Source organism: uncultured Arthrobacter sp., assembly GCF_964021775.1.
Classification (GTDB): Bacteria; Actinomycetota; Actinomycetes; order Actinomycetales; family Micrococcaceae; genus Arthrobacter.
Window position 1 is genome coordinate 1 of sequence record NZ_CAXHZI010000016.1, and the last position, 26,619, is coordinate 26,619.

Sequence of the window (26,619 nt, forward strand, 5' to 3'; positions counted from 1 at the left end):
CCTCGGAGACGCAGTGCTCCACCTGGAGGCGGGTGTTGACCTCGAGGAAGGAGATGGTGCCGTCTTGGCCCACGAGGAATTCGCAGGTGCCGGCGCCGAGGTAGCCGGCTTCCTTGAGGATGGCCTTGGAGGATTCGTAGAGCCGCTGGTTCTGCTCCTCGGTGAGGAACGGGGCGGGGGCCTCTTCCACCAGCTTCTGGTTGCGGCGCTGCAGCGAGCAGTCCCGGGTGGACACGACGACGACGTTGCCGTGCGCGTCGGCCAGGCACTGGGTCTCAACGTGCCGCGGGGCGTCCAGGAAGCGTTCGATGAAGCACTCGCCGCGGCCGAACGCTGCGGTGGCTTCGCGCACGGCGGATTCGAACAGTTCGGGGATTTCCTCGCGGCTGCGGGCCACCTTGATGCCGCGTCCGCCGCCGCCGAAGGCCGCCTTGATGGCGACCGGCAGGCCGAACTTGTCCACGAATTCGAGGATTTCCTCGGCGGACTGCACCGGGTCGGCGGTGCCGGGAACCTGGGGGGCGCCGACCTTTTCGGCGATGTGGCGGGCCTGGACCTTGTCGCCCAGGGCGGAGATGGCCTCCGGGGAGGGGCCGATCCAGGTGATGCCGGCGTCGATTACCTTGGCGGCGAAGTCGGCGTTCTCGGCGAGGAAGCCGTAGCCGGGGTGGATGGCGTCGGCGCCGGAGCGCCGGGCCACCTCGATCAGTTTGTCCATCACCAGGTACGACTCGGCGGCGGTGTTGCCGCCCAGGGCGTAGGCCTCGTCGGCGAGCTTGACGTGCAGGGCGTCGCGGTCCGGATCCGCGTAGACCGCCACGGAGGCGATGCCTTCATCGCGCGCGGCGCGGATGATGCGCACGGCGATTTCGCCGCGGTTGGCGATCAGCACCTTGCTCAGGGGATGGGTGCCCGGCGTGGTGTTTGCGGGCACTTGCGTGGCGGACTGCTCCGAATTTGCTGACAAGGCGTCTCCTTCTTTCCTTCAGGGAGCCTAGCGCGGTTTTGTGGGTTCCGCCGATATTACTTGCGGATCCCGCGCGTAAACAGCCGATCCTTTGTGGGGTTCCTACAAGGCGGTGCGAAATGGCTCACTTTGCGCGGATGTCGGCCGGGTCCGCGGCGCCGCCGGTCCAGAGTTCGGTGACGTTCACTTTGGCTTGGCCCAGCAGGCTGCGCAGGGTGGAGATGGAGAGCCCGACGACGGTGTGGGGGTCGCCGTCGACCTTGCGGATGAAGGCCCCGCCGTAGCCGTCGATCGTGAAGGAGCCGGCGCACTGGAGCGGCTCGCCGGTGGCGATGTACGTGTCGATCTCCGCCTCGCTCATCTCCATGAAGTGCACCTCGGCGGAGGAGACGGCGCCGAGCGTCGCGCCCGTGCCGGCGCCGGTGCCGGTGCCGTCGTCCGGCGAGCCCGGGTCGGTGTCCCGGCAGTCCACCAGCCAGTGGCCGGTGTGCAGCACGCCCATGCCGCCGCTCATCCGGAGCATCCGTTCCTTGGCGACGTCGGCGGTGTAGGGCTTGCCGTGGGCCTCGCCGTCGAACTCAAAGACGGAGTCGCAGCCGATCACCAGGGCGCCGTCCGCCTCCGGCAGCGAGGCGACCGCCTCGGCTTTGGCCCGCGCCAGCAGCAGGGCGGTGTCGTGCGGGTCGGTCACGCCGTAGCGGGCCTGCACGGCGTCCTCATCGACAGCGGAGACGAGCACGTCGTGGGCGATCCCGGCGTTGCTGAGCAGCTTGGTGCGGGCGGGGGACTGGGAGGCAAGAATGAGGCGGGTCACGGCACCAGCCTAGTTCCTGGGGCTGGTCGTCGGTGAGCGCTTTCTGTCAGAGGTCGCTGGGAGAGTTAGGCCATGGATGGTAACCGAGCGGTCGTAGGGAATCTTCGCAGCGTCATTGCCCTGTGTTGCCGGGCACTTGAGGAGATGGCATTGCCCGAAAGCGGCGCCGGACTGATCGAAGAGGTGTTGCGGTTGGAGGAGCTGCAGTCCGCCCTAACGACTGTCACGACCCGTCTCGAAGTGGCCGCAGTGCTATGTCGTGGTCCCGCAGTTGCCCTCGAAGCGGGCACCACCCCGATGGCGACCGAAGCGGTGGATCGGCTGCTCTTGGCCCTCATCAATGTCTTAGCCCTCCAGGACACTTAAGTCATGCACGGTCATCAGGCGGCGGTCCTCGAAGCAGCAGTTGGGTGCGGCTGTGCCTGCAATTGCGGGAAGAGGCCGGCATCAGACGATGCAGCCACAGTGCTGAGCGGCGACGTGCCTGAGTCGGACAGCGCCCGTTTGATCGCCGAGATCCGGGCCGTGGAAGACCGCAAGTCCGCCCTGGCCGCCCGTCAGGCGCGGCTGTCCGTTGCCTTTGATCTGCTGCAGCGGGGTGAACAGGCCGACGCCGGCATGCCCGCCGCAGACCTGGGCGTCGGGATTGCCGCGCAGATCGCACTGGCCCGGCGGGAATCACCGGCCCACGGCGGACGGCTCCTCGGATTGGCGAAGGCCTTGGTGACGGAGATGCCGCACACCCTCGCCGCGCTCGAGACCGGGCAGCTCAACGAATGGCGCGCCACGCTGCTCGTGCGGGAAACCGCGTGCCTGTCCCCGGAGGAGCGGGCCGCCGTCGACGAGGAACTCGCGCCCGACGCCGGGACGTTCGACGGCGCCGGAGACCGGGCCATCGTCGCCGCGGCCAGGGCGGCGGCGTACCGCCGCGACCCGCGATCGGTCACTCAGCGCGCGGCTCATGCCGCGACCGAACGCCGTGTCAGTCTCCGCCCGGCGCCGGACACCATGTGCTACCTCACGGCACTGCTGCCGGTCGCGGCCGGTGTCGCCGTGCAGGCGGCCCTGACCCAGCATGCCGATTCGGCCCGCAGCTCCGGTGATCCCCGCTCCCGGGCCCAGCTCATGGCCGACGCCCTGGTCGAACGCACCACCGGGAAGGCCGGCGGGATCAGCGGCATCGAGATCCAGCTGGTCATGACCGACCGCACCTTCTTCCAGGGCGACAGCGAACCTGCACGGCTGCCGGGGTATGGCATCGTCCCGGCAGGCTGGGCTCGTGCACTGCTTAAGAACGCGGGTACGGGCAAGCGCACGGATGAGGTCTGGGGCACGGGCGGCGCGCGTCTTGCCAGCAACGAACCGGCCTTCGCAACCTGGGTCCGCCGGCTTTACACGGCCCCAGCCACCGGCGAACTCCTCGGGATGGACTCCCGCGCCCGGCTCTTCCCGTCCGGGTTGCGCCGGTTCATCCAGGCTCGCGACGACACTTGCCGGACACCCTACTGCGACGCCCCCATCCGGCACCTGGACCACATCGTTTCGTGGCACACCGGTGGCCCAACCACCAGCGGAAACGGGGCCGGACTCTGCGAAGCCTGCAACCACACCAAGGAGACCCCTGGCTGGAGCGCACAACCACGCCCCGGACCCGGGCGGCACACCATCCAGCTCACCACCCCCACCGGCCACGCCTACTCCTCGACCGCCCCACCACTGCCGGGAAGTGCACTGCCGGGCGGCTCGCTGGCGGGAAGGACGGGGGCCGGAGCCGGCCGACAACAAAGCCGCCCGCCGATCGCAAGGATCGACGGGCGGCAATGGGGGACGGGATGGGGCTACCGTGCCTCGGCCGCGGCGGGCTCCACGTAGGCGGCCGCACCGCCGTCGGCGGCCGCACCGCCGTCGGCGTCCGGCTTGCGCAGCTTGGCACCCTCGACGTCGACGTCCGGCAGGATGCGGTCCAGCCAGCGCGGCAGCCACCAGGCCTTGCGGCCGAGCAGGTACATCACGGCCGGGACGATCGTCATGCGCACCACGAAGGCGTCCACCAGCACACCGAAGGCCATCGCGAAGCCCAGCGGCCGGACCATGTTCAAGTGCGAGAAGATGAAGCCGGAGAACACGCTGACCATGATGATCGCGGCGGCGGTGACCACGGCCGCCGCGTGGCTGAAGCCGGAGCGGACCGCGTGCCTGGCCGTCTCGCCGTGCATGTACGCCTCGCGCATGCCGGAGGCGATGAAGACCTGGTAGTCCATGGCCAGGCCGAACAGCACGCCGATCAGGATGATGGGCAGGAAGCTCAGCACCGCGCCGGGGTTCTCGACGCCGAACACGGTTCCCAGCCAGCCCCACTGGTACACGGCCACGACACCGCCGAACGCGGCAGCAAGCGAGAGCAGGAAGCCGCCGGTGGCCAGCAGCGGAACCACGATGGAACGGAACACCAGCAGCAGCAGGACCAGGGAGAGCCCGACGACGATCGCCAGGTAAGGCGGCAGGGCGTCGCCCAGCTTGGTCGAGACGTCCACGTTGCCGGCGGTCTGGCCGGTGAGGCCGATGCTGACCCCGGTGGCGTCGTTGATCCGGGCCTTTTCGGCGCGGAGTTCGGAGACCACGTCGACGGTGCTGGCGCTGGCCGGGCCTTCCTTCGGCAGGACCTGGAAGACCGCGGTGCGGCGGTCCTCGCTAAGCGCCAGCGGCACGGCGGCGGTGACGTTGTCCGTCTTGCGCAGGATGTCCGCGACGTCGAACTGCTTCGCCTGCGCCTCCTCGGCGCTGAGCCCGGCAGGGAAATCGCCGACGACGATGATCGGCCCGGTCATGCCCTCGCCGAAGCTCCGCTTGGTGACGTCGTAGGCCTTGAAAGCCTGCGAGGCGACCGGCTCGGAACTGGCATCCGGCAGGGCGAGCCGGAGTTGGCTGGCGGGCAGGGCCACCACGCCCAGCAGCAGCACGCCGGCCACCAGCGAGAGCCAGGGGTGCCGGGTGACGACGCCGCCCCAGCCGTGGCTGCTGCGGTATTCGTCCCGGGCCCGGTCCTCGGACTCGTGGCCCGGCGCGGCGTTGTGCCGCTCCGCCTTGGCCCAGGCCCGCTTGGAAATCAGCTTGCGGCCCACCAGGGAGAGCACAGCCGGCGTCAGGGTCAGGGCGACGACGACGGCGACGGCCACCGTGGCGGCGGCGGACAGGCCCATCACGGCCAGGAACGGCAGCCCCGGCACCACAAGGGCGGCGAGGGCGATGATCACCGTGAGGCCGGCGAAGAGCACCGCGTTGCCGGACGTGCCGGTGGCCAGGGCCACGGACTCCTCGGGATCCATGCCGGCGAGCAGCTGGCCGCGGTGCCGGTTGACAATGAACAGGGAGTAGTCGATGCCGACGGCCAGGCCCAGCATGAGGGCCAGCATCGGGGAAATGGAGCTCATGTCCACGGCGCCGCTGAGCGCGAAGGTGCCGCCCACGCCGACGGCCACGCCGACGATGGCCATCAGCAGGGGGAGTCCGGCGGCGACGAGGGTGCCGAGCATGACGATCAGCACCAGCGCGGCTACGGCAATGCCGATAATCTCCGCGGTACCGAAGATCTCGGAGATGTCCTCGCTGATTTCCTTGCTGGGCAGCGCGGTCACGTTGGCGGCGGAGACCTCCTTGACGATGTCCTGGACTTCCTGCCGGACCTCCGGCTTGAGGCCGTTGATCGAGGTCTTGAACTGGACCTGGGCGATGGCGGCTTTGCCGTCCTCGGAGACAAAGCGCAGGCCCTGGGACGCTTCGAGCTGGCGTTTGCCGAGCGTCAGCTTGGCGTTTCCGGCGTCGAGTTCCTTGGTGCCGGCGTCGAGTTTTGCCTGCCCGGCGGCGAGGGCGGCCTTCTGCTGGCCGAGCTGGGCCTCGATGGCCGCGGGCGGCAGCCCGGCGGCGGCCATCTGCTGCTCTGCGTCGGCCAGCTGGGCCTTGCCGGCGGCGAGCTCCGCGGCGGCCTTATCCAGCTGGGCCTTGCCGGCGGCGGCCTTTTGTTCGGCGGCGGCCAGGTCCGTGCCGGCCTTGTCCAGCTGGGCCTGGGTGGCAAACGGGTCTACCGTGCCCTGGACGTCCGGGATGGTTTTCAGCTTGGCCAGCGCGGCGGAGACCGCGTCCTTGCCGGCCTGGCTGAACTGCGCGTCGTTGGCTTCGAAGACGATGCTCGCCGAGCCGCCGGAGGAGGACGGGAGGTCCTTCTTGAGCTTGTCCGCCATCTGCTGGGTTTCGGTGCCGGGGATCTGGAAGTTGTTGGACAGCGTGCCGTGGAACGCTGCGGCGGCACCGCCGACGGCCACCATCACGGCGAGCCAGAGGGAGATGACCAGCCAGCGGTGGCGATAGGAGAACTTGCCGAGACGATAGAGCAACAGGGCCATGTCAGAACCGATCTGGGGAAGGGGTGGCGGTGGGGCTGGCGGCCGGGGCGGCCGCCGGGGACGCGAATCCGGAGCCCAGCAAGCTCATGGAGTCGATCAGCAGTTGGCGCAGGGTGGAGAGTGATTCGGGGGAGAGGGAGCCCTTGCAGCGCGCGAACCAGACGTCCATCGCGGCCTTGCCGCAGGAGATGACGGAGCCGGCGAGGGCGCGCAGGTACAGTTCGTCAATCTCGACGCCGGACCCCTGGTCGGAACCCCGGGCGGAACCCTGGGCGAAGCGCTCGCGGGCGGCGTCGATGATCTCGGCGGTGCAGTGGTCCCAGGCTTCCAGCTCGGAGCGGTTGAGCTGCGGATTGGACTGGCCAAGGCTGTAAAGCTCGGCCAGCGGGGCGATCGTCATCGGGTCGGCGAGTGCCACCAGGGCCGCACGCGCAGACTCCAGGACGGGCTCGCCGGCGGGCCGGAGGCGGAACTGCTGGAGCGCGGTGTCAAGGAATCCGCGGGTCACCGAGGCGATGACCACTTCGGTGCTGCTGAAGTAGTTGAAGAACGTCCGGCGGGAGATGCCGGCTGCTTCGGCGATGTCTTCCACCGTGAAGTTGCCGGGCCCCCGGGTGCGGAGCAGGCCCAGGGCGGCGTCCGTGATGGCCTGCCGGGTGGCGGCCTTGTTCAGCTCGCGCCGCGACGGCGCCGCGGCCCCCTCATCGGGGCCAAAAAGGGGTGGAGTGGGCATGGACTTAGACTATGTGCATGTTTGCACTCCGGGCAAGTTTATTTGCCGGCGGTGCCTTGGGCGAGGCCGGCGGCGCCCGGCCCTACTGGGCCCGCGGTCCTGGCGCCGGTCCCTGTGCCGGTCAGCTGGATGGACTGCCCGGTGGCGCCGGCCTCGCCGTCGGCCAGCGGGATCGCATATACCGCCGTGCCGTAGGCGCAGATCTCCGTCCAGTTGTTGGCCATGTGGGCGGTATCGAACCGCATCGCCACAATTGCGTTGGCGCCGCGCTGGGCCGCCTCGGCGACCATCCGCGCCATGACTTCCTGCCGGCTCTCGTAGAGAACCTGGGTAAGTTCGCGCAGCTCGCCGCCGGCCAGCGAACGGAATCCCGCCACGACCTGGGCGCCGACGTCCCGCGAGCGGACGGTGAGACCCATGACTTCGCCGAAGACGGCGTCGATCCGGTGGCCGGGTATGTCGTTCGAGGTGACGATCAGCATGATGCGAGCCTAGCCACTTTGGGCGCCCGGGCAAGGGAGGGTCCGGGGAACAATTTGGCCGGGAACATTCACAGGAAGATGAAAGGTTCTGGACAGCTCCCGCCGAAGCCGGCGGGACACACTGGAGTCACGTCTTGAAAAAGACTTCCGAGAACGCAAGCCGTCGCCGTACGGCAGATCCAGGAGAGCGCACATGTCACGTACCAAGAGAATCACGCTCGGCATCTCGGCCGCCGCCCTGGCGCTGGGCGCCGGCGTCGGAGTCGCCGGGATGGCTTCCGCCACCACGACGCCGACCCCCACCCCGAGCTCCACCGCCTCCCCGGAGGGCAGCAGCACGAAAGGTGACGGGATGGGGATGGGCATGCGCGGCGGCCACGGCCACGGTGGCGAACGCGGCGGCTTCGGCGGGGCGAAGGCCTCCGAACTCGCCGCCAAGCTCGGCGTCGATGAGGCCAAGGTCACCGACGCGCTGAAGGCCTTCCGCGACGCCCACAAGCCCGCCACCCCGCCGGCCGAGGGAACCCGGCCGGACCGCTCGGCCATGGAGGCGGAACTGGCTAAGTCGCTCGCAGCGTCGCTGGGCATCGACGAAGCCAAGGTCACCGCGGCCCTGACGGAACTCCGCACCGCCGCACAGGCGGACCGCGCCGCCGAGCTGAAGACCAGGCTGGACAAGGCCGTCAGCGACGGCACCCTGACCCAGGCCGAGGCCGACGCGGTCACCAAGGCCGTGGAGAAGGGCGTCATCGGCGGCGGCCACTAGGGAGCAGCAACACTAAGGCCACATAAAAGTAGTCCCCGGGAAGATGATCCCGGGGACTACTTTTTGCGATGAAATGGTGCCTAGGCCTTCGCGCCGGCCAGTTCCCGGGCGTCGGAGGCACCGGACGCCTGGCGGCCGGCGGCGGGGGCCGGGGCGTCGCCGTCGGCGTCAACAACATCGGCGTCCACGACGTCGTCGCTGAACGGGTCGCCGTTGCGCGGGGCGTTGTAGAGCGACTCGTCCAGGATGCCCTGGCGCTTGGCCACGATGGTGGGGACCAGGGCCTGTCCGGCCACGTTGACCGCGGTGCGGCCCATGTCCAGGATCGGGTCGATCGCCAGCAGGAGGCCGACGCCGGCCAGCGGCAGTCCCAGCGTGGAGAGCGTCAGGGTGAGCATGACCACGGCGCCGGTGGTGCCGGCGGTCGCGGCGGAGCCCAGGACGGAGACGAGGGCGATCAGCAGGTACTGGCTGAAGTCCAGCTGGATGCCGAAGAACTGGGCCACGAAGATGGCGGATACGGCGGGGTAGATTGCGGCGCAGCCGTCCATCTTGGTGGTGGCGCCCAGCGGCACGGCAAAGGAGGCGTAGGCGCGGGGGACGCCCAGGGAACGTTCGGTCACGCGCTGGGTCAGCGGCAGGGTTCCCACCGAGGAGCGGGAAACGAAAGCCAGCTGCACGGCCGGCCAGACGCCGGAGAAGTACTGCTTGATCGACAGTCCGTGGCTGCGGACCAGGATTGGGTAGACGACGAACAGCACGAGGGCCACGCCGACGTAGATGGCGAAGGTGAACTTGCCGAGTGAGCCGATGGTGTCCCAGCCGTAGACGGCCACGGCGTTGCCGATCAGGCCGACGGTGCCCAGCGGGGCGATCCGGATGATCCACCAAAGGACCTTCTGGATCACGGCGAGGGCCGAGGCATTGAGGTTCAGGAAGGGCTCGGCGGCCTTGCCTACCTTGAGCGCGGCGATGCCGACGGCGATCGCGATCACGAGGATCTGCAGCACGTTGAAGCTCACCGCGGTGGTGGTGACGCCGTCAGTGACGGTGGTGCTGGCGCCCAGGCCCAGGAAGTTCTTCGGGAACAGCCCGACCAAGAAGGCCCACCAGCTGCCGACCTTCGACGGCGCTTCGCCCTGGCCGGTGAGGCCGGTGTTGGCGCCGGGCTGCAGGAACACGCCCAGGCCGATGCCGATCAGCACCGCGATCAGCGAGGTGATCGCGAACCAGAGCAGCGTGTTCCAGGCCAGCCGGGCCGCGTTGGACACGGCGCGCAGGTTGGAGATGGAGCTGACGACGGCGGTGAAGATGAGGGGCACGACGGCGGTCTGCAGCAGCGAGACGTAGCTCGAGCCGATGGTCTGCAGCGTGGCGCCGAGGGCGTTGGGGTTCGCCTTGGTGCTGCCCGTGTACTTCGCGAGCAGGCCGAGGCCCAGGCCCACGATCAGGGCGGCGATGATCTGGAAGCCGAAAGAGCCGGCCCATTTGGGCAGCCGGAAACCTGGCTTGCCTGCGGTTGCGGGGGTGCTTGTCTGAGTGGTCACCCGAATACGCTAGGACCGCGGTCCATAACACGACGAACGGATGTTGAGAAATGTTACGCGCCCTGATTTCCCACCTGTCCGCAAGAACCGCGAATTGGGGCCGAAGGACGGCCTAAGTGTGAAGTTATTCCAGCTCGCGGTGTGGCGATAGTCTCGCGGGGCGAGGGGACCGAGGTGGCAGTTCGCGGCAGTGTTTCCGAAGAACACTGCCGCGAACTGCCACCTCGGCGAAGCTCACCGCGCCGGTGCGGTTACCCGGGGCGCAGGTGCTAGCGCGGGCAGCTCACGGCAACGCCGCCGCCCGCGTGGTAGATCATGTCCTGGTACACCACGGCGGAGCGTACCGGGGTGTTGCTGGTGACCGTCTGGACCGTCGCCCCGCTGCGGGAGAGCTTGAAGGACGGCGTCGTGCCGGCCACGAGCGGGACCTTGAAGGACGTCAGGCCGGCCGGGGCGTCCAGGATTTTGACGTTGCTGCCCTGCGTGATGCTCAGGCGGCCCGGAGATTTCAGCACGGCCACGAGTTCCACCTGGTTCTTCGCCGCGTCGCCGTTAGGAATGAACATGGGGGCGGGCTTGCCGTTGCGGCCGATGGGCGTTTTTGAATACGGGGCGTTGGCGGGGTGCGAGCGGTGGCTCCAGTACAAGGCATCCTGGCTGACCGTGGGCTTTGCGCCGTTCTTGAACCAGAAGATGTAGTAGGCGGCCATGTCCAGCACCGCATAGCCGCGTTGTTTGGACGGCGCCACCCACGACTCCGTGTAGTCGTTCCAGGTCATCAGTGCGATGGAGTCGGCGTTGCTCGTGATCGCCGAGGCCAGGGAATCCCGCAGGGTGGAGCTGTTGGACGACTCCCAGTAGCGCCCGTCGTAGGACCGTGAATCCTCGAACGCCACCGGCTGCATGTACGTCCTGCCCCGGCGGTGGGCTTCGGCGCTTTCCCGGGCGAGCGTAGGGACGCCGCCGGCGAAGCGTGTGCCCCACTGCGAGTAGCCGGACACCGAGTTGTTCCATTCCGTTTTTTGGGTCCCGCCGCCCCAGGAAAGGAAGATCGGGACGAGGTTGGACTTGACGCCGGAGGAGGCGAGCCGGCTCCGGAGTCCGTCCCACCACGCGGGAGTCTTGCGCTCGGGATAGAACGGCGCCAGCACGATCCCGGCATTGTTCCGGTAGATGGAAGGATCGTCCTTGACCTTCATGACGTTGTTGTAGACGCTGTCCGACGTGGAACCGGCCGCGGTGTTGAAGTCCGGGCTGAGCATGATCTTGAAGCCCGGGTCCACCGCTTTGGCGGCGGCCAGCATGGCCGGCAACTGCTGCCACCGGATGTCGCTGGAGCTGTGGTACTCCCAGATGAACCCGTCCAGGCCCGCGCCGACGGCCTGCCGGATTTCTTTCTCGAAGTCGGCCTGCCGCCAGGTCGTCGGGCTCGGACGCAGCGGAGGCAGCGGCCGGTCCCGCAGGTCATAGGCGCCGTTGGTCGAGTTGTAGGTATTGAGCCAGGACGCATATTTGTCGCGGCTCGGGTCGGGGCTGTCGATGGCGAGCGGGAACGGCGGGAAGTAGTAGGCCCAGGCCTTCTTGACCGAGGTGTGCCGGTTCGCGGGGGCCGGCAGGCTGATGGGCAGGGGGTTGCAGGCGGCCGTCGTGGCCAGCGGTGTCGCCGCTTGCAGGGGAGCGGGGGAACCAACCGTCGCCGCGGCCGCAAAAACGGCGGCCGCAACTACGGACGCCGTCGTCCGCCGTCGGCTTCGGCGCCGTTCCGGCTCCTGGCCGTGCGTCGTTGGTCTCGGGTGTTCGGCGAAAGTCCTCATGGAATGCTCCAGTATCAGGTCGGGTGCGTTGCACCGGAGACCAGGGTGCTGGACAGCTCATCGGCTGCGCGCCTCATAGAGAAGGATCGTCCTGCGTGGTGACCGCTGCGACGACGCGCGCATACTGACAGCAGGCAAGAGTCACCTTGGATACGGTAGTTCTTGCCCGACGGCGGGCCCGCGACCAGGCGCAGGGCCTCCGTGCATTCGCGTCGCCGTCCCCAGCCGTCGACGTGGGCCTTGATAGCCCGGCGATATGTTCCACAGAGAATAGTCCACTGCCTCGCCCACGTCCACCGCGTCCGGACAATGAGACCGCGGGCGGACCGAGGTGGCAGTTCGCGGCAGTGTTTCCGAAGAACACTGCCGCGAACTGCCATGTGGCGCGTGCGCTTACCCGAGCAGCGCGCGCTTGAGGGTGTCCAGTCCCACCGAGCCCATGTTGAGGGCCTTGGTGTGGAAGGCCTTGAGGTCGAAGCCCGGACGGGATTCGAGCTCGGCGCGGATCTGTTCCCAGAGCCGCTGGCCCACCTTGTACGACGGCGCCTGCCCCGGCCAGCCGAGGTAGCGGGTGAATTCGAACTTCAGTTGCCCCTCGCTGATCGCGAGGTTCTGCTTCAGGAATTCGTACCCCGTGTCCGGCGTCCAGGTGCCCGACCCCCAACGCTCGGGCACCTCCAACTCCAGGTGCACGCCGATGTCGAACACCACCCGGGCCGCCCGCATGCGCTGCATGTCCAGCATGCCCATGTGGTCGCCCGGATCCTTCAAATAGCCCAGTTCCTGCATCAGCTTCTCGGCGTACAGCGCCCAGCCCTCGCCGTGACCGGAGGTCCAGCAGACGTTCCGGCGCCACTTGTTCAGCAGTTCGCGGCGGTAGGTGGCGGTGGCGACCTGCAGGTGGTGGCCCGGAACACCCTCGTGGTAGACCGTGGTGGTCTCGGCCCAGGTGGTGAAGGTGTCCTCGCCCGGCGGCACGGACCACCACATGCGGCCCGGCCGGCTGAAGTCGTCCGACGGGCCGGTGTAGTAGATGCCGCCTTCCTGGGTGGGGGCGATCTTGCATTCGAGCGTCTTCATCGCGTCCGGGATGTCGAAGTGCACTCCGGCGAGGTCGGCCACGGCCTTGTCGGAGAGCTCCTGCATCCAGGCGCGGAGCGCGTCGGTGCCCTTGAGCTGGCGGGACGGGTCGTTGTTGAGGATCTCCTTGGCCTCTTCGACCGTGGCGCCGGGGCGGATCTGCTCGGCCACCCGCTCCTGTTCGGCGATCAGGCGGTCGAGTTCCTGGACGCCCCAGGCGTAGGTCTCCTCGAGGTCCACGGTGGCGCCGAGGAAGGAGCGGGAGGCCAGGGCGTAGCGCTCCCGGCCCACGGCGTCCTTCTCCGGGGCGGCAGGCAGCAGTTCGGATTCCAGGAATCCGGCCAGCCGGGCGTAGGCCGTGCGGGCGGCGGCAGCGCCGGCGTCGAGCCTGGACTGCACGTCCGCCGGGAGCGGGCCCTCGGCGGTCTTGGCCTCGGCGGCCAGCTTGGCGAAGAACCCGTCGTCCGCGGCGTGCTTGGTGGTCTGTTCCATCACGATCCGCACCTGGCGGGCGGCGGAGACCCGGCCGGCGTTCCGGGCTGCGCGCAGCGATTCGATGTAGCCGTCCAGGGCGGCCGGCACGTTGTGTGCGCGGCCGGCGATGTGCTCCCACTGCGCGGCGGTGTCCGTCGGCATCAAGTCGAAGATCGCGCGGATCTCCTGCGCCGGGGAGGCGATGTTGTTCAGCTCGGCCAGGTCCCAGCCGGAGTCGTGGATTTCCAGCTGCAGGCCGAGGCGCTCGCGCATCGCATCCAGGGTGACGGCGTCGACGTCGTCAGCCGGCTCCAGCCCTTCCAGTGCCGCGAGGGTTTCGCGCGCCGCGGCGGCGAACTCCTCGTGCCCGGCGGGGGAGAAGTCCTGGTACTCGGTCTCGTGGCCGGGCAGGCCAAGTTCGGTGGCGAAGCTCGGGTTCAGCCGGATCAGCGTGTCCGTGAAGGCGTCGGCGACGGCGTCGATCGCGGTCTGCGGGCGCGCCGGAACCGGGGTGTCGGGCGTGGTGTTCTCAGTTGTTTCGGTAGTCACCCGAACGAGACTAGCCGGGCCGCGGCGGTTATGAAAGGGTTACTGAACTTTTCTTAGCCGCGGCTGCGCTTCCACGAGCCAGGGCCAGGCTTCGGCGCCAGCTGCAGCTGCTGCCGGCGGAGCCAGTGCCGTACGCCCGGCTTTTCCGGGGCGGCGGATTCGCTGCTGCCGAGCGAAAGGACGACGGCGGTCAGCGCCGCGAGCTCCTCCGCCGTCGGTTCCCCCTTGACGACGGCGAGCAGCGGCTGTTCCGCCGGCTGGGCGCCGGGTTCGGCCTCAGGTGCCGTCACAGCGGGATGTTCCCGTGCTTCTTGGCGGGCAGGCTGGCCCGTTTGTCGCGCAGGGCCCGCAGGCCCTTGACGATCTGCAGCCGGGTCTCGGACGGGGCTATCACCGCGTCCACATACCCCAGCTGGGCGGCCTGGTACGGGTTGAGCAGTTCCTCCTCGTACTGCCGGATGACCTCGGCGCGCTTGGCCTCGACGTCGCCGCCGGCCTCCGCGACCGCGGCGAGTTCGCGGCGGTACAGGATGTTGACAGCGCCCTGGGCACCCATCACGCCGATCTGCGCGGTGGGCCAGGCAAGGTTGAGGTCCGCGCCGAGCTTCTTGGAGCCCATCACGATGTAGGCACCGCCGTAGGCCTTGCGGGTGATCACGGTCAGCTTGGGCACGGTGGCCTCGGCGTAGGCGTAGAGCAGTTTGGCGCCGCGGCGGATGATGCCCTGGAATTCCTGGTCCTTGCCCGGCAGGAAGCCCGGCACATCCACCAGCGTGATGATCGGAATGTTGAAGGCGTCGCAGTTACGGACGAACCGGGCGGCCTTCTCCGAGGCGGCAATGTCCAGGGTGCCGGCGAACTGCATCGGCTGGTTGGCCACGATCCCCACGGTGTGGCCCTCGACGCGGCCGTACCCGATGATCACGTTCGGCGCGTAGAGCGACTGCATCTCCAGGAAATGCGCGTCGTCGACGATCTGCTCGATCACCTTGCGCATGTCGTAGGGCTGGTTGGCGGAGTCCGGGATCAGCGCATCGAGGGCGAGGTCGTCGTCGTCGAGCTCCGGCTGCTGGCTGTGCTCCAGCACCGGCGCCTCGGCGAGGTTGTTCGACGGCAGGAAGTCCAGCAGTTCGCGGACGAACTCGACGGCGTCCGCCTCGTCGGCGGCTAGGTAGGTGGAGGTGCCGGTGTTCGCGTTGTGCTGCCGCGCCCCGCCGAGGGTCTCCATGTCCACGTCTTCACCGGTGACGGTCTTGATCACGTCCGGGCCGGTGATGAACATGTGTGAGGTCTTGTCCACCATGACCACGTAATCCGTCAGGGCGGGGGAGTAGGCGGCGCCGCCGGCGGAGGGCCCCATAATCAGTGAAATCTGCGGGACGACGCCGGAGGCGTGGACGTTGTTGCGGAAGATGTCCGCGAACATGGCCAGCGAGGCGACGCCTTCCTGGATGCGGGCGCCGCCGCCGTCGAGGATGCCGACCACGGGGCAGCCGTTGCGCAGCGCGAACTCCTGGACCTTGACGATCTTCTCGCCGTTGACCTGGCTCAGCGACCCGCCGTAGACGGAGAAATCCTGGCTGTAGACGGCCACGGGCCGGCCGTCCACGGTGCCGTAGCCGGAGACCAGGCCGTCGCCGAGGGGCTTCTTCTTCTCCATGCCGAACGCGGTGGAGCGGTGCACGGCGAGGGCATCGAACTCCACGAAGGAGCCGGCGTCGAGCAGCAGGTCGATGCGCTCGCGGGCGGTGTTCTTGCCCCGCGCGTGCTGTTTCTCAATCGCTTCCGGGCCGGAGGGCTGCTCGGCACGGGCCTGGCGGTCGCGGAAATCGGCAATCTTTCCCGCAGTCGTGGTCAGATCGTGGCTCATCAAGTGTCTCCGGCTCTGTTGTGCTGTTCTTCGTTACGGCTGTCACTATGGCCCGTGCGGTGGCGCTTAAGTGGATTCCACACAAAAACATGGCCGTGTTGGCAAGTCTAGTGACGGTATTCGCCCGCGCCGCTGTAGAAAACCTACAATTTTCGCCACGACTCTCGCCGGACCGCCCGTCCCGGGCCCCGGACCCGGCCCGGCCTGCACCCCGGCCGGCGCGGTCTGCCCGCCCCGGGAACGTGCCGCCTCCGGCCCGTGCGTTCCCGCCCGGTTCTTCCCCGTGGCACCCCGCGGCGCCCGGCCGGGCCCCCGGATTTCCGCGGCCGCGGGGCGCATTTTCCGGACAGGTCCGCCAACAACCGGGCAGGAACGCCACAGCCGGGCGCCGCCGGATATGTTACTGACCAGTAACATCGGCTAAGCTGGGGCCATGACTTCAAGCAACGACGCTTCGGCCACGTCCCCGCACTCCGGCCAGCCGGGGCCGTACCAAGCCTCGGGTTCCCTGGCCGGCCGCACCATCCTGATGTCCGGCGGCAGCCGCGGCATCGGCCTGGCGATCGCCGTCCGAGCCGCCCGGGACGGCGCCAACGTCGCGCTGCTGGCCAAAACCGGCCAGCCGCACGCCAAGCTGGAGGGCACCGTCTACTCCGCCGCCGAACATATCGAGGCGGCCGGGGGACAGGCGCTGCCGCTGGTAGGCGATGTGCGCAACGACGACGACGTCGCCGGCGCCGTCGCCGCCGCCGTCGAACGCTTCGGCGGGATCGACATCGTGATCAACAACGCCTCCGCGATCGACCTGTCCAAGACCGACGCCGTGGACATGAAGCGCTACGACCTGATGCAGGACATCAACGTCCGGGGCACCTTCCTGCTCAGCAAGCTCGCCCTGCCGGCGCTGCGTGAATCCGCGGCCGGACAGATCCTCACGCTCTCCCCGCCGCTGAACCTGGACCCCAAATGGGCCGGCCTGCACCTGGCCTACACCATGGCCAAGTACGGGATGAGCCTGACCACCTTGGGCCTGGCCGAGGAGCTCAAGGTGGACGGCATCAGCGTGAACTCGCTCTGGCCCTGCACCCTGATCGACACCGCGGCGATCCGCAATATGCCCGGCGGCGAGCAGATCGTCCGCGGCGCGCGCGGCCCCCAGATCATGGCCGACGCCGCCCACGCCGTGCTGACCGCCAGCAACGCCATCCCCGAATCCGGCAGCTGGAGCGGCAATTTCTACACCGACGAGCAGGTCCTGGCCGCGGCCGGCGTCACGGACTTCGCGCCGTACAGCCTGGGTGCGCCGGAGGACCAGCTGGTTCCTGACATTTTCCTCTGAGTTTCCTGCCGCCAGCCACCGCTCCGGGGCGGTGCGGTGCGGGCCGCCGAAACTCCCCGCTATTGCGGGTTCGACGCCGGAATACCGCGGCGTGTCGGTGCAACCCGCCGGGGGCGGCGTCCAAAGGTGGGGACGTTCCGCCAGGCGCGCGGCCGCCACTGCCGGGCGTGCGGCCGCCACTGCCGGGCCCGGCCCGGCGTCGCGGGGCCGGTTACTCGGTAGGATTCAAGCATGCACGCCGCGCACGAGACACCGGACCGTCCACCCCTGGACCAGGAGGCGCTGGGCGACGCCGCATTCCTCTCCGCCCGCGGCATCCCGCAGCTGACCGTGGTGGAGTCCACCGGCTCCACCAACGCGGACCTGCTGCGCGGCGTGACCGTGGACCCTCGCGCCTGGCCGGATCTGTCCGTGCTCACCGCCGAGTTCCAGAGCGCCGCCCGCGGCCGGCTGGACCGGCACTGGGAAGCCCCGGCCCGCAGCTCCGTTTCCGTCTCGATCGTGCTCCGGCCGGTCAACGCCGAGGGCCGCCCGCTGCCCACCCAGAGCTATTCCTGGCTCTCGTTGCTGGCCGCCCTCGCGCTGCGGGAGGCGCTGCTGGAAACCGCCGGGATCCCCGCCGAGCTCAAATGGCCCAACGACGTCCTGGTCCGCGGCAAAAAGATCGCCGGGATCCTCGCGCAGCTGGGCCCGATGGGTGACGGGGCCGTGCCGCCCGTGGTGCTTGGCACCGGCCTGAACGTCACCCTGACCGAGGCCGAGCTTCCAGTGCCCACGGCCACCTCCGTGCTGCTGGAACACCCGACGACACTGGACCGGACCGCGCTGCTGAAGAGCTACCTCTCCCGGTTCGCCACGCTCTACCGCAGCTTCTGCAACGCCGACGGCGACCCCGCCGCGGGCATGGCCGGCGGTCCCTCGCTGCACAAGCGGGTGGAACACGTGCTGACCACCCTCGGCAAGCAGGTCCGGGCCCAGCTCCCGGGCGACCACGAGATCATCGGCCACGCCACCCGCCTGGACGAGTACGGCTCCCTTCTGGTGGTCGACTCCGCCGGGCATGAGCACGTGGTAACCGCCGGCGACGTTGTGCACCTGCGCCCCTGGACCCCTCCCGGCGAAGCCGGCGGCGAAAGCGGCTATGCGTAAAGAGCTCCTCCCGGGCGAGCAAGTCATTGTGGTTACCCGCCCGCAACCGCGGACACTGATTGTCCCGGCACTGCTGTTCATCCTGGTCTGCGCCCTGACCGCCTTCGCCTGCGCCTGGATCCTGAAAGGCGGCCCGGCCAGGCTCGTCCCGCTCATCACCCCGGAGTGGACGCCGTGGCTGATCGGCGCCTCCCTGGCGCTCGCCGCGTGGGTGCTGCTGGCTGCCTGCCTGCCCAAAGTCGTGACCTGGCACGCCAGCCGCTACACGCTGACCAGCCGGCGCCTGGTTGCCCGTTACGGCATGTTGCGCCGGCGCGACCAGCAGGTTCCGCTGGCCGCGGTCCGTAATGTGTTCATCGAACAGACGCTGCTCCAACGGTCCTTGCGCTCGGGGAATATATCCTTGGAGACCGGGTACCCCTCCAGCACGGTGATTCCGGACGTCCCCGAGGTGATGACGTTCCGGAACTTCATCCTCGACGCGATCGACGAACTGCCGGAGGGCGAACTGCTTGAGGCCGACGACACGATGCCCGGCTCCGGCGGGTGGCCATGGGAAATGAGAGAAGGTGGAAGAGATGAACGCTGAGCACGTGCACCCTGACACCGGACTCCTGGCGGCCGAGCCCTCGGACCTCCCCGAGGCGGTCCTGGACACCGCCTCCCTCGAAGCCGCGGTGCTGGACTCCGTCGCCGCCTCCGACGACGACGCTGCCGCCGGCGCTGCTGGTGCTCCCGGCGCCGATGCCTCCGACGTCGACGCCGACGACGACGGCGACGACGACCCGGCAGCAGACGACGCAGACGACGCCCAGCCGGAGCTCGTCGAAGAGCCGCCGGCCACGCCGCCCACCGGCACCATGTCCGCCGAACGCCTCGCCGCCAAGGCCCTGGAACAGCGGCTGCTGGGCGGCGAACGCAAGCTGCGCCGCCGCGAGGTGGCCGCCGGCGCCGGGTTGTCGCTGCTGTCCGCGCGGAAACTCTGGCGTGCCCTCGGCTTCCCCAACCTCGGCGACGAGGACGTGGCATTCACCGAGAAGGACCAGACCGCGCTGAACACGATCGTGGACCTGGTCCGCACCGGCAAACTCACCGAGGAAGCCGCCATCTCCGTCACCCGCGCCATCGGCCAGATGACGGACCGCATGGTGGTCTGGCAGATCGAGGCCCTGGTGGAGGACATGGTCCAGAAGCAGGGGGTCACCGACGCTGTGGCCCGGAAACGGCTGGTCAACGAACTGCCCTCCCTCGTGGACGCCCTTGAGGAAATGCTGGTCTACTCCTGGCGCCGCCAGCTCAACGCCGGGGTGCAGCGGCTCGCCGTGCGCGCCGAGGCCGGCCTGGCCTCCAGCGAGGAAGGCCGCGAGGGGGACGAGGACGACGCCCCGCTGCCGCTCGCGCGCGCCGTCGGCTTCGCGGACCTGGTCTCCTACACCAGCCTGTCCCGCCGGATGAACGAAAAGACCCTCGCCCAGCTGGTCCAGCGCTTTGAGAACAAGTGCGCCGAGATCATCTCCGTCGGCGGCGGCCGCCTCGTCAAGACGGTCGGCGACGAAGTGCTCTACATTGCTGAAACACCCGCCGCCGGCGCCGAGATCTCGCTGGCCCTCTCACACGCCTTCAACGAGGACGAAATCCTGCCCCAGGCCCGCGTCGCGATGGTGTGGGGCCGCATCCTCTCCCGGCTGGGCGACATCTACGGGCCCACCGTGAACCTGGCGGCCCGCCTCACGGCGCTCGCCGACCCGGGCACCGTGCTGGTCGACTCCATGACCGCCGCCGCCCTGGAACACGACGAACGCTTTGTGCTGCTGCCCCGGGACGCCGAAAACGTCCGCGGCTTCGGCGAGATCCACCCCGTGGAGCTGCAGCGCGGCAGCGGAAGGGGCCTGGTCCTGGACTAGGGGTCCCGGCAACGGCCGGGCGCGGCCCCCGCAAACCCGCGGTAAGGGTTTCTCAATTCGATGGTCAATATGTCATAGTCGTGGTTATCCGGCCACGCCAAGAGCACTTCACCACGCCCGGCGGGCGTGACACTGGGGGACAGCAGGAAACATGAAACGCATCCTCGATGCCGTGCGGGCAAAAACACGCCCCGGCTTCCGTCCTGCCTGGAAGAACAACCCCACCAACACCCGGACCGGCACCCAGGCCCGGAACCGGAAAAAACACCTGGCCGGCACCTCGTTGGTGGCGGTGGCTGCGGTGTTGGTGGCGGGGGCGGTTATTTATCCGGGGTTCAAGACTGCTGAGGTGGAGTTGAACGATGGTGGTGTGTGGGTGGTGTCGAAGGCGAAGAACGCGGTGGGGCGGTTGAATTATCCGTCGCGGGTGTTGGATGGTGCGGTGACGCCGGCGTCGACGACGTTTGATGTGTTGCAGGATGCGGGGACGGTGTTTGTTGATGATGCCTCGGGTTCGACGTTGAACCAGGTGTCGGCGGCGCAGATGCGCTTGGGCGGGGATAAGAAGTTGCCGGGGTCGGCGGTGGTGAGTTTCGGGTCGCGGGTGATTGCGGTGACGGATGCGGCGCGGGGCCGGGTGTGGGCGTTGTCGCCGTCGACGGTGAATGGTTTTGATGAGGAGGGCTCGGAGCCGGTGCTGGCGGGGGCGGCGGGCACGGTGTCGGCGGTGGGCTCTGATGACCGGATTTACAGTGCTGATCCCGGGTCGGGGCGGGTGACGGTGACGTCGGTGGATGCCGAGGGCCGGGTGGCGGATTCGCAGGCGGAGACCTGGGAGGGGTTGAAGGGTGCGGGGGATCTGCAGCTGAGTGTGGTGGGGGACCGGCCGGTGGTGCTGGACGCGGGCGCAGGGAAGCTGTTCCTGCCGGGCGGGCGTGAGGTGGCCCTCGCGGACGCGCGGGATGCGCGGTTGCAGCAGCCGGGTCCGGGGGCGGATGCGGTGGCGGTGGCGACGTCGAAGGCGCTGGTTGAGGTGCCGTTGGATGGTTCGGCGGCGAGGACTGTCACGTTTGGCGGGCAGGGTGTTCCGGCGGCGCCGGTGCAGTTGGGCGGGTGTGTGCATGCGGCGTGGTCGGGGGCGAATAAGTATGTGCGGGATTGCGCCGATGATGCCGCTGACCGGAACGTGGCGGTGCCGAAGGCCAGCGCGTCGCCCAGTTATGTGTTTCGGGTGAACCGGGATTTGGTGGTGCTTAATGATGTGAATTCGGGCAATGTGTGGCTGGTGAACCAGAACATGCAGCTGGTGAACAACTGGGACGACGTCATCCCGCCGCAGCAGACCTCGGACGACGCGGACAAGGATTCCGCCGACGAGGTGCAGCAGACCGTCCTGCCGGACCGCACCAAACCGAACAGCCCGCCGGTGGCCAAACCGGACACTTTCGGGGTCCGCGCCGGCAAAACCACCATCCTTCCGGTGCTGGACAACGACACCGACCCCGACGGCGACATCCTCACCGTCCGATCCCCGGAGCCGCTTAAATCCGGGGTGGTCGCGCCGATTTACGGCGCCACCGGCTACCAGGTCAGCGTCGGCGCGGACAAGACCGGGACCGAAACTTTCAAATACACCGTCGACGACGGCCGCGGCCTTTCCGCCTCCGCCGACGTCACGCTCAACATCGTCCCGCCCGGGGAGAACTCCGCCCCGCGGCAAAAACCCAACCGGAACACCACGCTCGTGGTCCAGGCCGGCAAGGCGGTCAGCCAGAACATCCTCACCGACTGGACCGACCCCGACGGCGATGACCTGTTCGTCGTCGGCGCGGCCGGCAGCGACCCCCGTGACCAGGTGAAGGTCCGGCCCGACGGCCTGCTCAGCTTCCAGGACTCCGGCTCCGAACCCGGCCGCAAAACCGTTACCGTCACGGTCTCCGACGGCCGGTCCACGTCCGAGGGCAAGGTCACCGTCGAGGTGCGCCCGCCCGGGGCCCTGCCGCCGATCGCGAACGCGGACCACCTCGTGGCCGTCGCCGGCGTGAACACGGTGATCGCGCCGCTGAAGAACGACTCCGACCCGCAGGGCGGGGCACTGCGGCTGGCGCAGGTCACCCCGGACGGCAACTCCACCGCCACCCTGGGCGCCGACCAGCAGACCTTCACCTTCAACTCCACCGCCCAGGGCGCCCACTACGTTTCCTACCTCGTGACCAACGGACCGGCCAGCGCCCAGCAGTTGGTCCGCGTCGACGTCGTCCCCGGCGGCGGCGACGGCGCTCCGGTGGCGGTCCGCGACACCGCGCTGCTGCCCTCCGGCGGCAGCGTGCTGGTGGACGTGCTCGGCAACGACTCCGACCCCTCCGGCGGCGTCCTGGTGGTCCAGTCCGTGACCGCGGCGGACGGACTGCCGTTGAGCGTGGCCGTCCTGGACCACTCCGTCATCCGGATCACCGACATCCGCGCCCAGGGCCAGCTCAACGTCAAGTACACGATCTCCAACGGCAAGTCCTCCGCGAGCGGCGAAATCGCCGTCCTGGTGGTCCCCGCGCCGTCCAAGCTCCAGGCCCCGCAGGCCAAACCCGACGAGGCCACCGTCCGCGCCGGCGACGTCGTCACCATCCCCGTGCTGGGCAACGACACCGACCCCAACGGCGGCAAGCTCACCCTCGAACCGGAACTCGCGCAAAAACCGGACGCCGCCGACGGCCGCATCTTCACCTCCGGCCAGACCCTGCGCTTCATCGCCGGCGAGGTCCCCAAAACGGTCTACGCCATCTACAAGGTCACCAACGCTTCCGGCCAGTCCGACTCCCAGCAGGTATCCATCCGGATCCGGGCCCGCGACGACGAACGCAACACCCGCCCCGAACCGAAAAACCTGACCGCCCGCGTGGTGGCCGGCATGACGGTGCGCATCCCGGTGCCGCTCGACGGCGTGGACACCGACGGCGACTCGGTCCAGCTCACCGGGGTGGACAAAGCCCCCGCCATGGGGACGGCCGTGGTCAAGGACGGCTACCTTGAATTCACCGCCGCCGGCAACGCCGCCGGCACGGACACCTTCAGCTACCGGGTCCGGGACCGGATCGGCGCCGAAAACACCGGCACCGTGATCGTCGGCATCGCACCGCAGGAAACGAACAACCAGAAGCCCATCGCCGTGGACGACGCCGTGGATGTCCGGCCCGGCCGCAAGGTCGCCGTCGACGCCCTCACCAACGACTCGGACCCCGACGGGGACCCGATCAGCCTGGTGGGCAACGGCTTCGAAGCCCGGCCGGAGCTCGCCGTCGAGCCCGCAGACGGCGGCAAGGTGCTGCTCACGGCGCCCGGCGCCGCCGGGAACGAGAGCATCAGCTACAAGATCCAGGACGACAAAAAAGCCCAGGGCAGCGCCGTGATCCGGGTCCGGGTCAGCCCGGACGCCACGCTCAAGCGCCCGCTCGCGAAAGACGACGTGGTCACCCCGGCGGAGACGCTGGGCAAATCCGCCGTCGACGTCCCCGTGCTGAAGAACGACGCCGACCCGGACGGGGTCGCCGCCGAGCTCAAGATCGGCCTGCCCGACGGCAACCCGAACGCCCGCGTGGCCGGCGACGGCACCGTCCGGGTGGCCCTCGCGCCCAAGGACCAGCTGGTTCCCTACACCGTCACCGACGTGGACGGCCAAAGCGCGACCGCCGTCATCTGGGTCCCGGGCCAGGGCGAACAGCACCCCACCCTGGCCAGGACCGAACCCGTCGAAGTGATGGCCGGCAAGGACATTACCCTGGACCTGGCCGAGTACGTCCGCGTCCGGGACGGCCGCACGCCGCGGATCACCCAGGTGGATAGTGTCAAGGTCCAGGGCGCACAGCCGGAGAACGTCGTGGCCGGCAGCGGCAGCGCCCTGCGCTACGCCGCCCTCAAGGACTACGTGGGACCCGGCTCCGTCACCTTCGAGGTCACCGACGGCACCGGACCCGAAGACCCGGCGGGACTCAAGTCCACCCTCAGCATCATCACCAGGGTCATCCCGGACCCCAACGCCAACCACCCGCCCACCTTCAGCGGCGCCACCCTGGACGTGCCCAAAGCTGAATCCGCGAGCCTGGAGCTCGCCAACCTGGCCAAGGACGTGGACTCCGGGGACCAGGAGAAACTCCGGTTCGAACTCGACGGCACCCTGCCCGAGGGCTTCAAGGCCGGCATCGACGGAGCCACCCTCACCGTGACCGCGGACGCCGCCAAGGCCGCCGGCTGGAAGGGGAGCATCCCGCTCAAGGTCACCGACGGCCGCTCCGAGCCGGTCCGGGCGACCGTCACGGCCACGGTCACGGCCTCCAACCGGCCGCTGCCGGTCGCCAACGAGGACGTTGTGGAGAAGGCCAACGCCGGCAAGGCGGAGACCGTCAACGTCCTCGCCAACGACTTCAACCCCTTCGCGGAGACGCCGCTGAGGATCGTCGCCGCCACGGTGGAGACCGGTTCGGCAGCCGGCCAGCCCGCGGTGGCCGGCGACTCCATCACCGTCACCCCGGCCGCCGGCTCCAAGGGCGTGATGGTGGTGCGCTACACCGTGATGGACAAGACCGGAGACCTGTCCCGGCAGACCGACGGCCGGGTCCGGATCACCGTCCGGGACAAGCCCGACGCGCCGTCGGCACCGTCCGCCACGGATGTCCGCAGCCGCACGGCCGTGCTCAAGTGGACACCGCCGTCGGACAACGGGGCCGCCATCACCAAGTACACCGTGCGTTCCGGCAACGGCTTCAGCCAGGATTGCGCCACCACCACCTGCACCTTGAGCGGGCTGACCAATGACGTGAAATACGTCTTCACCGTCACCGCCACCAACGAGGTCAACGAGTCCGATCCCTCGCCCGCCTCCAACGAGATCCGGCCGGATGAAAAACCGTCGCCGCCGGAGGCTCCCACGGTCAAGGCCGGCGATAAGAACATGGTGGTCGCCTGGCCCGCGGCGAAGACCGAGGGCTCCGCGGTGAAGAACTACAACCTGGAAATCTCACCGCCGCCGGCCAGCGGGGTCGCCGTGAAGAACGGTGTGACCGGGCTGAACTACACCTGGCCGGGCCTGAGCAACGGCGTGCGGTACAAGGTCCGGGCCCAGGCCGTCAACGAACTGGGCCCCTCGGACTGGGGACAGTACTCCGCCGAGGACAACCCGGCCGGCGTCCCGGCCGCCCCGGGCGCGCCGACGACGTCGGTGGCGTCCGCCGTCGGCACCTCCAACCAGCTCAAGGTGACCTGGGACGAGCCGTACACCAACGGCGACGCGATCAAGAACTACTACGTCACCATGCACGGCGGCGGCGGTGCGGACCAGACCCAGCGGGTCGCCGGCACCGTGCGGACGGCGAACTTCACCGCCAACAACTCCGAAGCGTCCTACACCTTCACCGTCCAGGCCGAAAACAAGGCCGGCAAGGGCGCCGTCAGCGCCGCGTCCGCCCCGCGCCGCGCCACCGGCAAACTCAGCCAGGTCTCCGGCGTCAGCGTCACCGAGGCCAACACCGGCGGCGCCGGCCGGGCCGTCACCATCAACTTCCGCGAGCTCAGCGCCGCGGAACGCAACGGCTCCGCTTACTCCGAGGTGGGCTACACCTACCGGGCCAGCACCGGCCAGGCCGGCCCGATCAAGCCCGGCCAGACCGTCGGCGGCTTCGCCAACGGCGCCGCCACCACCATCACGGTGACGGCCAACTCGTCCGTCGCGCCCAGCTCCGACGCCAGCGCCGGGGCCAACGCGACCCCGTACGGCTCGCCCGGCACCCCGTCCGCATCCGGCAGCGACGGGGCGGAGAACCAGCGGAACCTGACCTTGAACTGGGCCTCGCCGGACGCCGGAAGCCACGACATCGCCTACACCCAGATCAAGATCGACGACGGCGGCTGGGAACGGGTGGCCGCCTCCGGCAGCCGCACCGTCAACACCGGCGGCTTCAACGAGCGGCACACCATCCAGGTCCAGACAGTCAACTCGCGCGGCACCGGCGGCCCGGTCGCCTCGGCGTCCGCCCAGTCCGGGGCCGAGAAAACGCGCTGGTCCACCCGGCTTAACTCCGGCATGGACCGCAGCTGCACCGACCTGCCCGGCGCCACGTCCTATGACCCGAAGAAGTTCACCTGCGACGGCAAGGGCGGCTACGACCGGCCCTGGATGTCGCACTTCGACAGCTTCGACATCATGTGCTGGAAGCCGCACGGCACCACCTACAGCGGCGACGGACAGTGGTACTACATCATGCGCGGCTCGCCCAACGAGACACGCTGGATCCAGTCGCTGCACACCACCCTCGGCTCCCCGGCGCAAAGCGGCGTGCCGCTGTGCACCTTCCCGACCGGAGCCACGCCGTAGCCGGCCCGGGCCCGGGCCGGCGCCGGCCGGCGGGCAGTCCTCTCCATCGCACTCCCGGGGACGGTTGGGTAGGCTGTCGCGGGAAGTGGGGGACCGGTCTCGGATCCACCGGGGGAACGAACACCACAATCTTGAAGGAAATCTAACGCTGTGACACGACTTTTCGCCATGCTGGGGGCCAGGAAGCCGGGTTTTCTGAAACCGCGCTCGCGCACGCGCCGCAAGGTCGTCACCGGCACCTCGTTGGTGGCGGTGGCTGCGGTGTTGGTGGCGGGGGCGGTTATTTATCCGGGGTTCAAGACTGCTGAGGTGGAGTTGAACGATGGTGGTGTGTGGGTGGTGTCGAAGGCGAAGAACGCGGTGGGGCGGT

At 69.1% G+C, this 26,619-nt stretch carries 18 protein-coding genes; 8 read left to right on the forward strand and 10 right to left on the reverse strand.

Features of this window, described 5'->3' with window-relative positions; all coding sequences use genetic code 11:
• Nucleotides 1–934: biotin carboxylase N-terminal domain-containing protein (locus ABIN76_RS12945; protein ID WP_346960150.1), on the reverse strand; the 934-nt coding region annotated here is incomplete at its 3' end.
• Between the two features lie 157 nt (nt 935–1,091).
• Complete coding sequence (locus ABIN76_RS12950) at nt 1,092–1,781, reverse strand: nucleoside triphosphate pyrophosphatase (RefSeq protein ID WP_346960100.1); 690 nt, start codon at nt 1,779–1,781, stop codon at nt 1,092–1,094.
• 72 nt (nt 1,782–1,853) lie between these two features.
• On the opposite strand from ABIN76_RS12950, the gene ABIN76_RS12955 reads away from it, so the two are divergent.
• Both ABIN76_RS12955 and ABIN76_RS12960 read left to right on the forward strand, forming a co-directional pair.
• A complete protein-coding gene (locus tag ABIN76_RS12955; protein WP_346960101.1) occupies nt 1,854–2,147 on the forward strand; it encodes a hypothetical protein in 294 nt (97 codons plus the stop codon).
• A gap of 114 nt (nt 2,148–2,261) precedes the next feature.
• Nucleotides 2,262–3,653, forward strand: a complete 1,392-nt coding sequence (locus ABIN76_RS12960) for an HNH endonuclease (RefSeq protein WP_346960102.1) — start codon at nt 2,262–2,264, stop codon at nt 3,651–3,653.
• On the opposite strand, the gene ABIN76_RS12965 is transcribed toward ABIN76_RS12960, so the two are convergent.
• From ABIN76_RS12965 to ABIN76_RS12975, 3 genes are read right to left on the reverse strand one after another with little or no spacing between them, the layout of a single operon-like run.
• Nucleotides 3,620–6,181, reverse strand: a complete 2,562-nt coding sequence (locus ABIN76_RS12965) for an MMPL family transporter (protein WP_346960103.1) — start codon at nt 6,179–6,181, stop codon at nt 3,620–3,622. The genes ABIN76_RS12960 and ABIN76_RS12965 overlap by 34 nt on opposite strands.
• A 1-nt stretch (nt 6,182) precedes the next feature.
• Entirely contained in the window at nt 6,183–6,914 is a 732-nt protein-coding gene (locus tag ABIN76_RS12970) for a TetR/AcrR family transcriptional regulator (protein WP_346960104.1), read from the reverse strand.
• 38 nt (nt 6,915–6,952) lie between these two features.
• Complete coding sequence (locus ABIN76_RS12975; RefSeq protein WP_346960105.1) at nt 6,953–7,396, reverse strand: YbjQ family protein; 444 nt, start codon at nt 7,394–7,396, stop codon at nt 6,953–6,955.
• A gap of 193 nt (nt 7,397–7,589) precedes the next feature.
• Here ABIN76_RS12975 and ABIN76_RS12980 point away from each other — a divergent pair, with 193 nt between their 5' ends.
• Entirely contained in the window at nt 7,590–8,162 is a 573-nt protein-coding gene (locus ABIN76_RS12980) for a hypothetical protein (RefSeq protein WP_346960106.1), read from the forward strand.
• Between the two features lie 80 nt (nt 8,163–8,242).
• Here ABIN76_RS12980 and ABIN76_RS12985 read toward each other — a convergent pair whose 3' ends face one another.
• The 5 genes from ABIN76_RS12985 to ABIN76_RS13005 all read right to left on the reverse strand — a co-directional run bounded on the left by ABIN76_RS12985 (nt 8,243) and on the right by ABIN76_RS13005 (nt 15,496).
• On the reverse strand, nt 8,243–9,709 hold the full coding sequence (locus ABIN76_RS12985) for a dicarboxylate/amino acid:cation symporter (RefSeq protein WP_346960107.1): 1,467 nt from the start codon (nt 9,707–9,709) through the stop codon (nt 8,243–8,245).
• A 269-nt stretch (nt 9,710–9,978) separates the two neighbouring features.
• Complete coding sequence (locus tag ABIN76_RS12990) at nt 9,979–11,523, reverse strand: glycoside hydrolase family 71 protein (protein WP_346960108.1); 1,545 nt, start codon at nt 11,521–11,523, stop codon at nt 9,979–9,981.
• Nucleotides 11,524–11,916: 393 nt separating this feature from the next.
• Nucleotides 11,917–13,626, reverse strand: a complete 1,710-nt coding sequence (locus tag ABIN76_RS12995; RefSeq protein WP_346960109.1) for a DUF885 domain-containing protein — start codon at nt 13,624–13,626, stop codon at nt 11,917–11,919.
• 53 nt (nt 13,627–13,679) lie between these two features.
• Entirely contained in the window at nt 13,680–13,916 is a 237-nt protein-coding gene (locus ABIN76_RS13000) for an acyl-CoA carboxylase subunit epsilon (RefSeq protein WP_346960110.1), read from the reverse strand.
• Nucleotides 13,913–15,496, reverse strand: coding sequence for an acyl-CoA carboxylase subunit beta (locus tag ABIN76_RS13005; RefSeq protein WP_346960111.1), 1,584 nt, complete (start codon nt 15,494–15,496; stop codon nt 13,913–13,915). Before ABIN76_RS13005 ends, ABIN76_RS13000 begins: the two co-directional genes overlap by 4 nt.
• Before the next feature lie 433 nt (nt 15,497–15,929).
• Here ABIN76_RS13005 and ABIN76_RS13010 point away from each other — a divergent pair, with 433 nt between their 5' ends.
• From ABIN76_RS13010 to ABIN76_RS13030, 5 genes are all read left to right on the forward strand, one after another.
• The gene (locus ABIN76_RS13010) at nt 15,930–16,835 is read left to right on the forward strand and encodes an NAD(P)-dependent oxidoreductase (protein ID WP_346960112.1); all 906 of its coding nucleotides are present in this window, start codon (nt 15,930–15,932) and stop codon (nt 16,833–16,835) included.
• A 231-nt stretch (nt 16,836–17,066) separates the two neighbouring features.
• The gene (locus ABIN76_RS13015) at nt 17,067–17,984 is read left to right on the forward strand and encodes a biotin--[acetyl-CoA-carboxylase] ligase (protein ID WP_346960113.1); all 918 of its coding nucleotides are present in this window, start codon (nt 17,067–17,069) and stop codon (nt 17,982–17,984) included.
• A complete protein-coding gene (locus tag ABIN76_RS13020) occupies nt 17,977–18,573 on the forward strand; it encodes a PH domain-containing protein (protein ID WP_346960114.1) in 597 nt (198 codons plus the stop codon). The genes ABIN76_RS13015 and ABIN76_RS13020 overlap by 8 nt, the downstream gene beginning before the upstream one ends.
• A complete protein-coding gene (locus ABIN76_RS13025; RefSeq protein WP_346960115.1) occupies nt 18,563–19,888 on the forward strand; it encodes an adenylate/guanylate cyclase domain-containing protein in 1,326 nt (441 codons plus the stop codon). Before ABIN76_RS13020 ends, ABIN76_RS13025 begins: the two co-directional genes overlap by 11 nt.
• A gap of 151 nt (nt 19,889–20,039) precedes the next feature.
• On the forward strand, nt 20,040–26,249 hold the full coding sequence (locus ABIN76_RS13030; RefSeq protein WP_346960116.1) for an Ig-like domain-containing protein: 6,210 nt from the start codon (nt 20,040–20,042) through the stop codon (nt 26,247–26,249).
• Nucleotides 26,250–26,619: the final 370 nt, after the last annotated feature.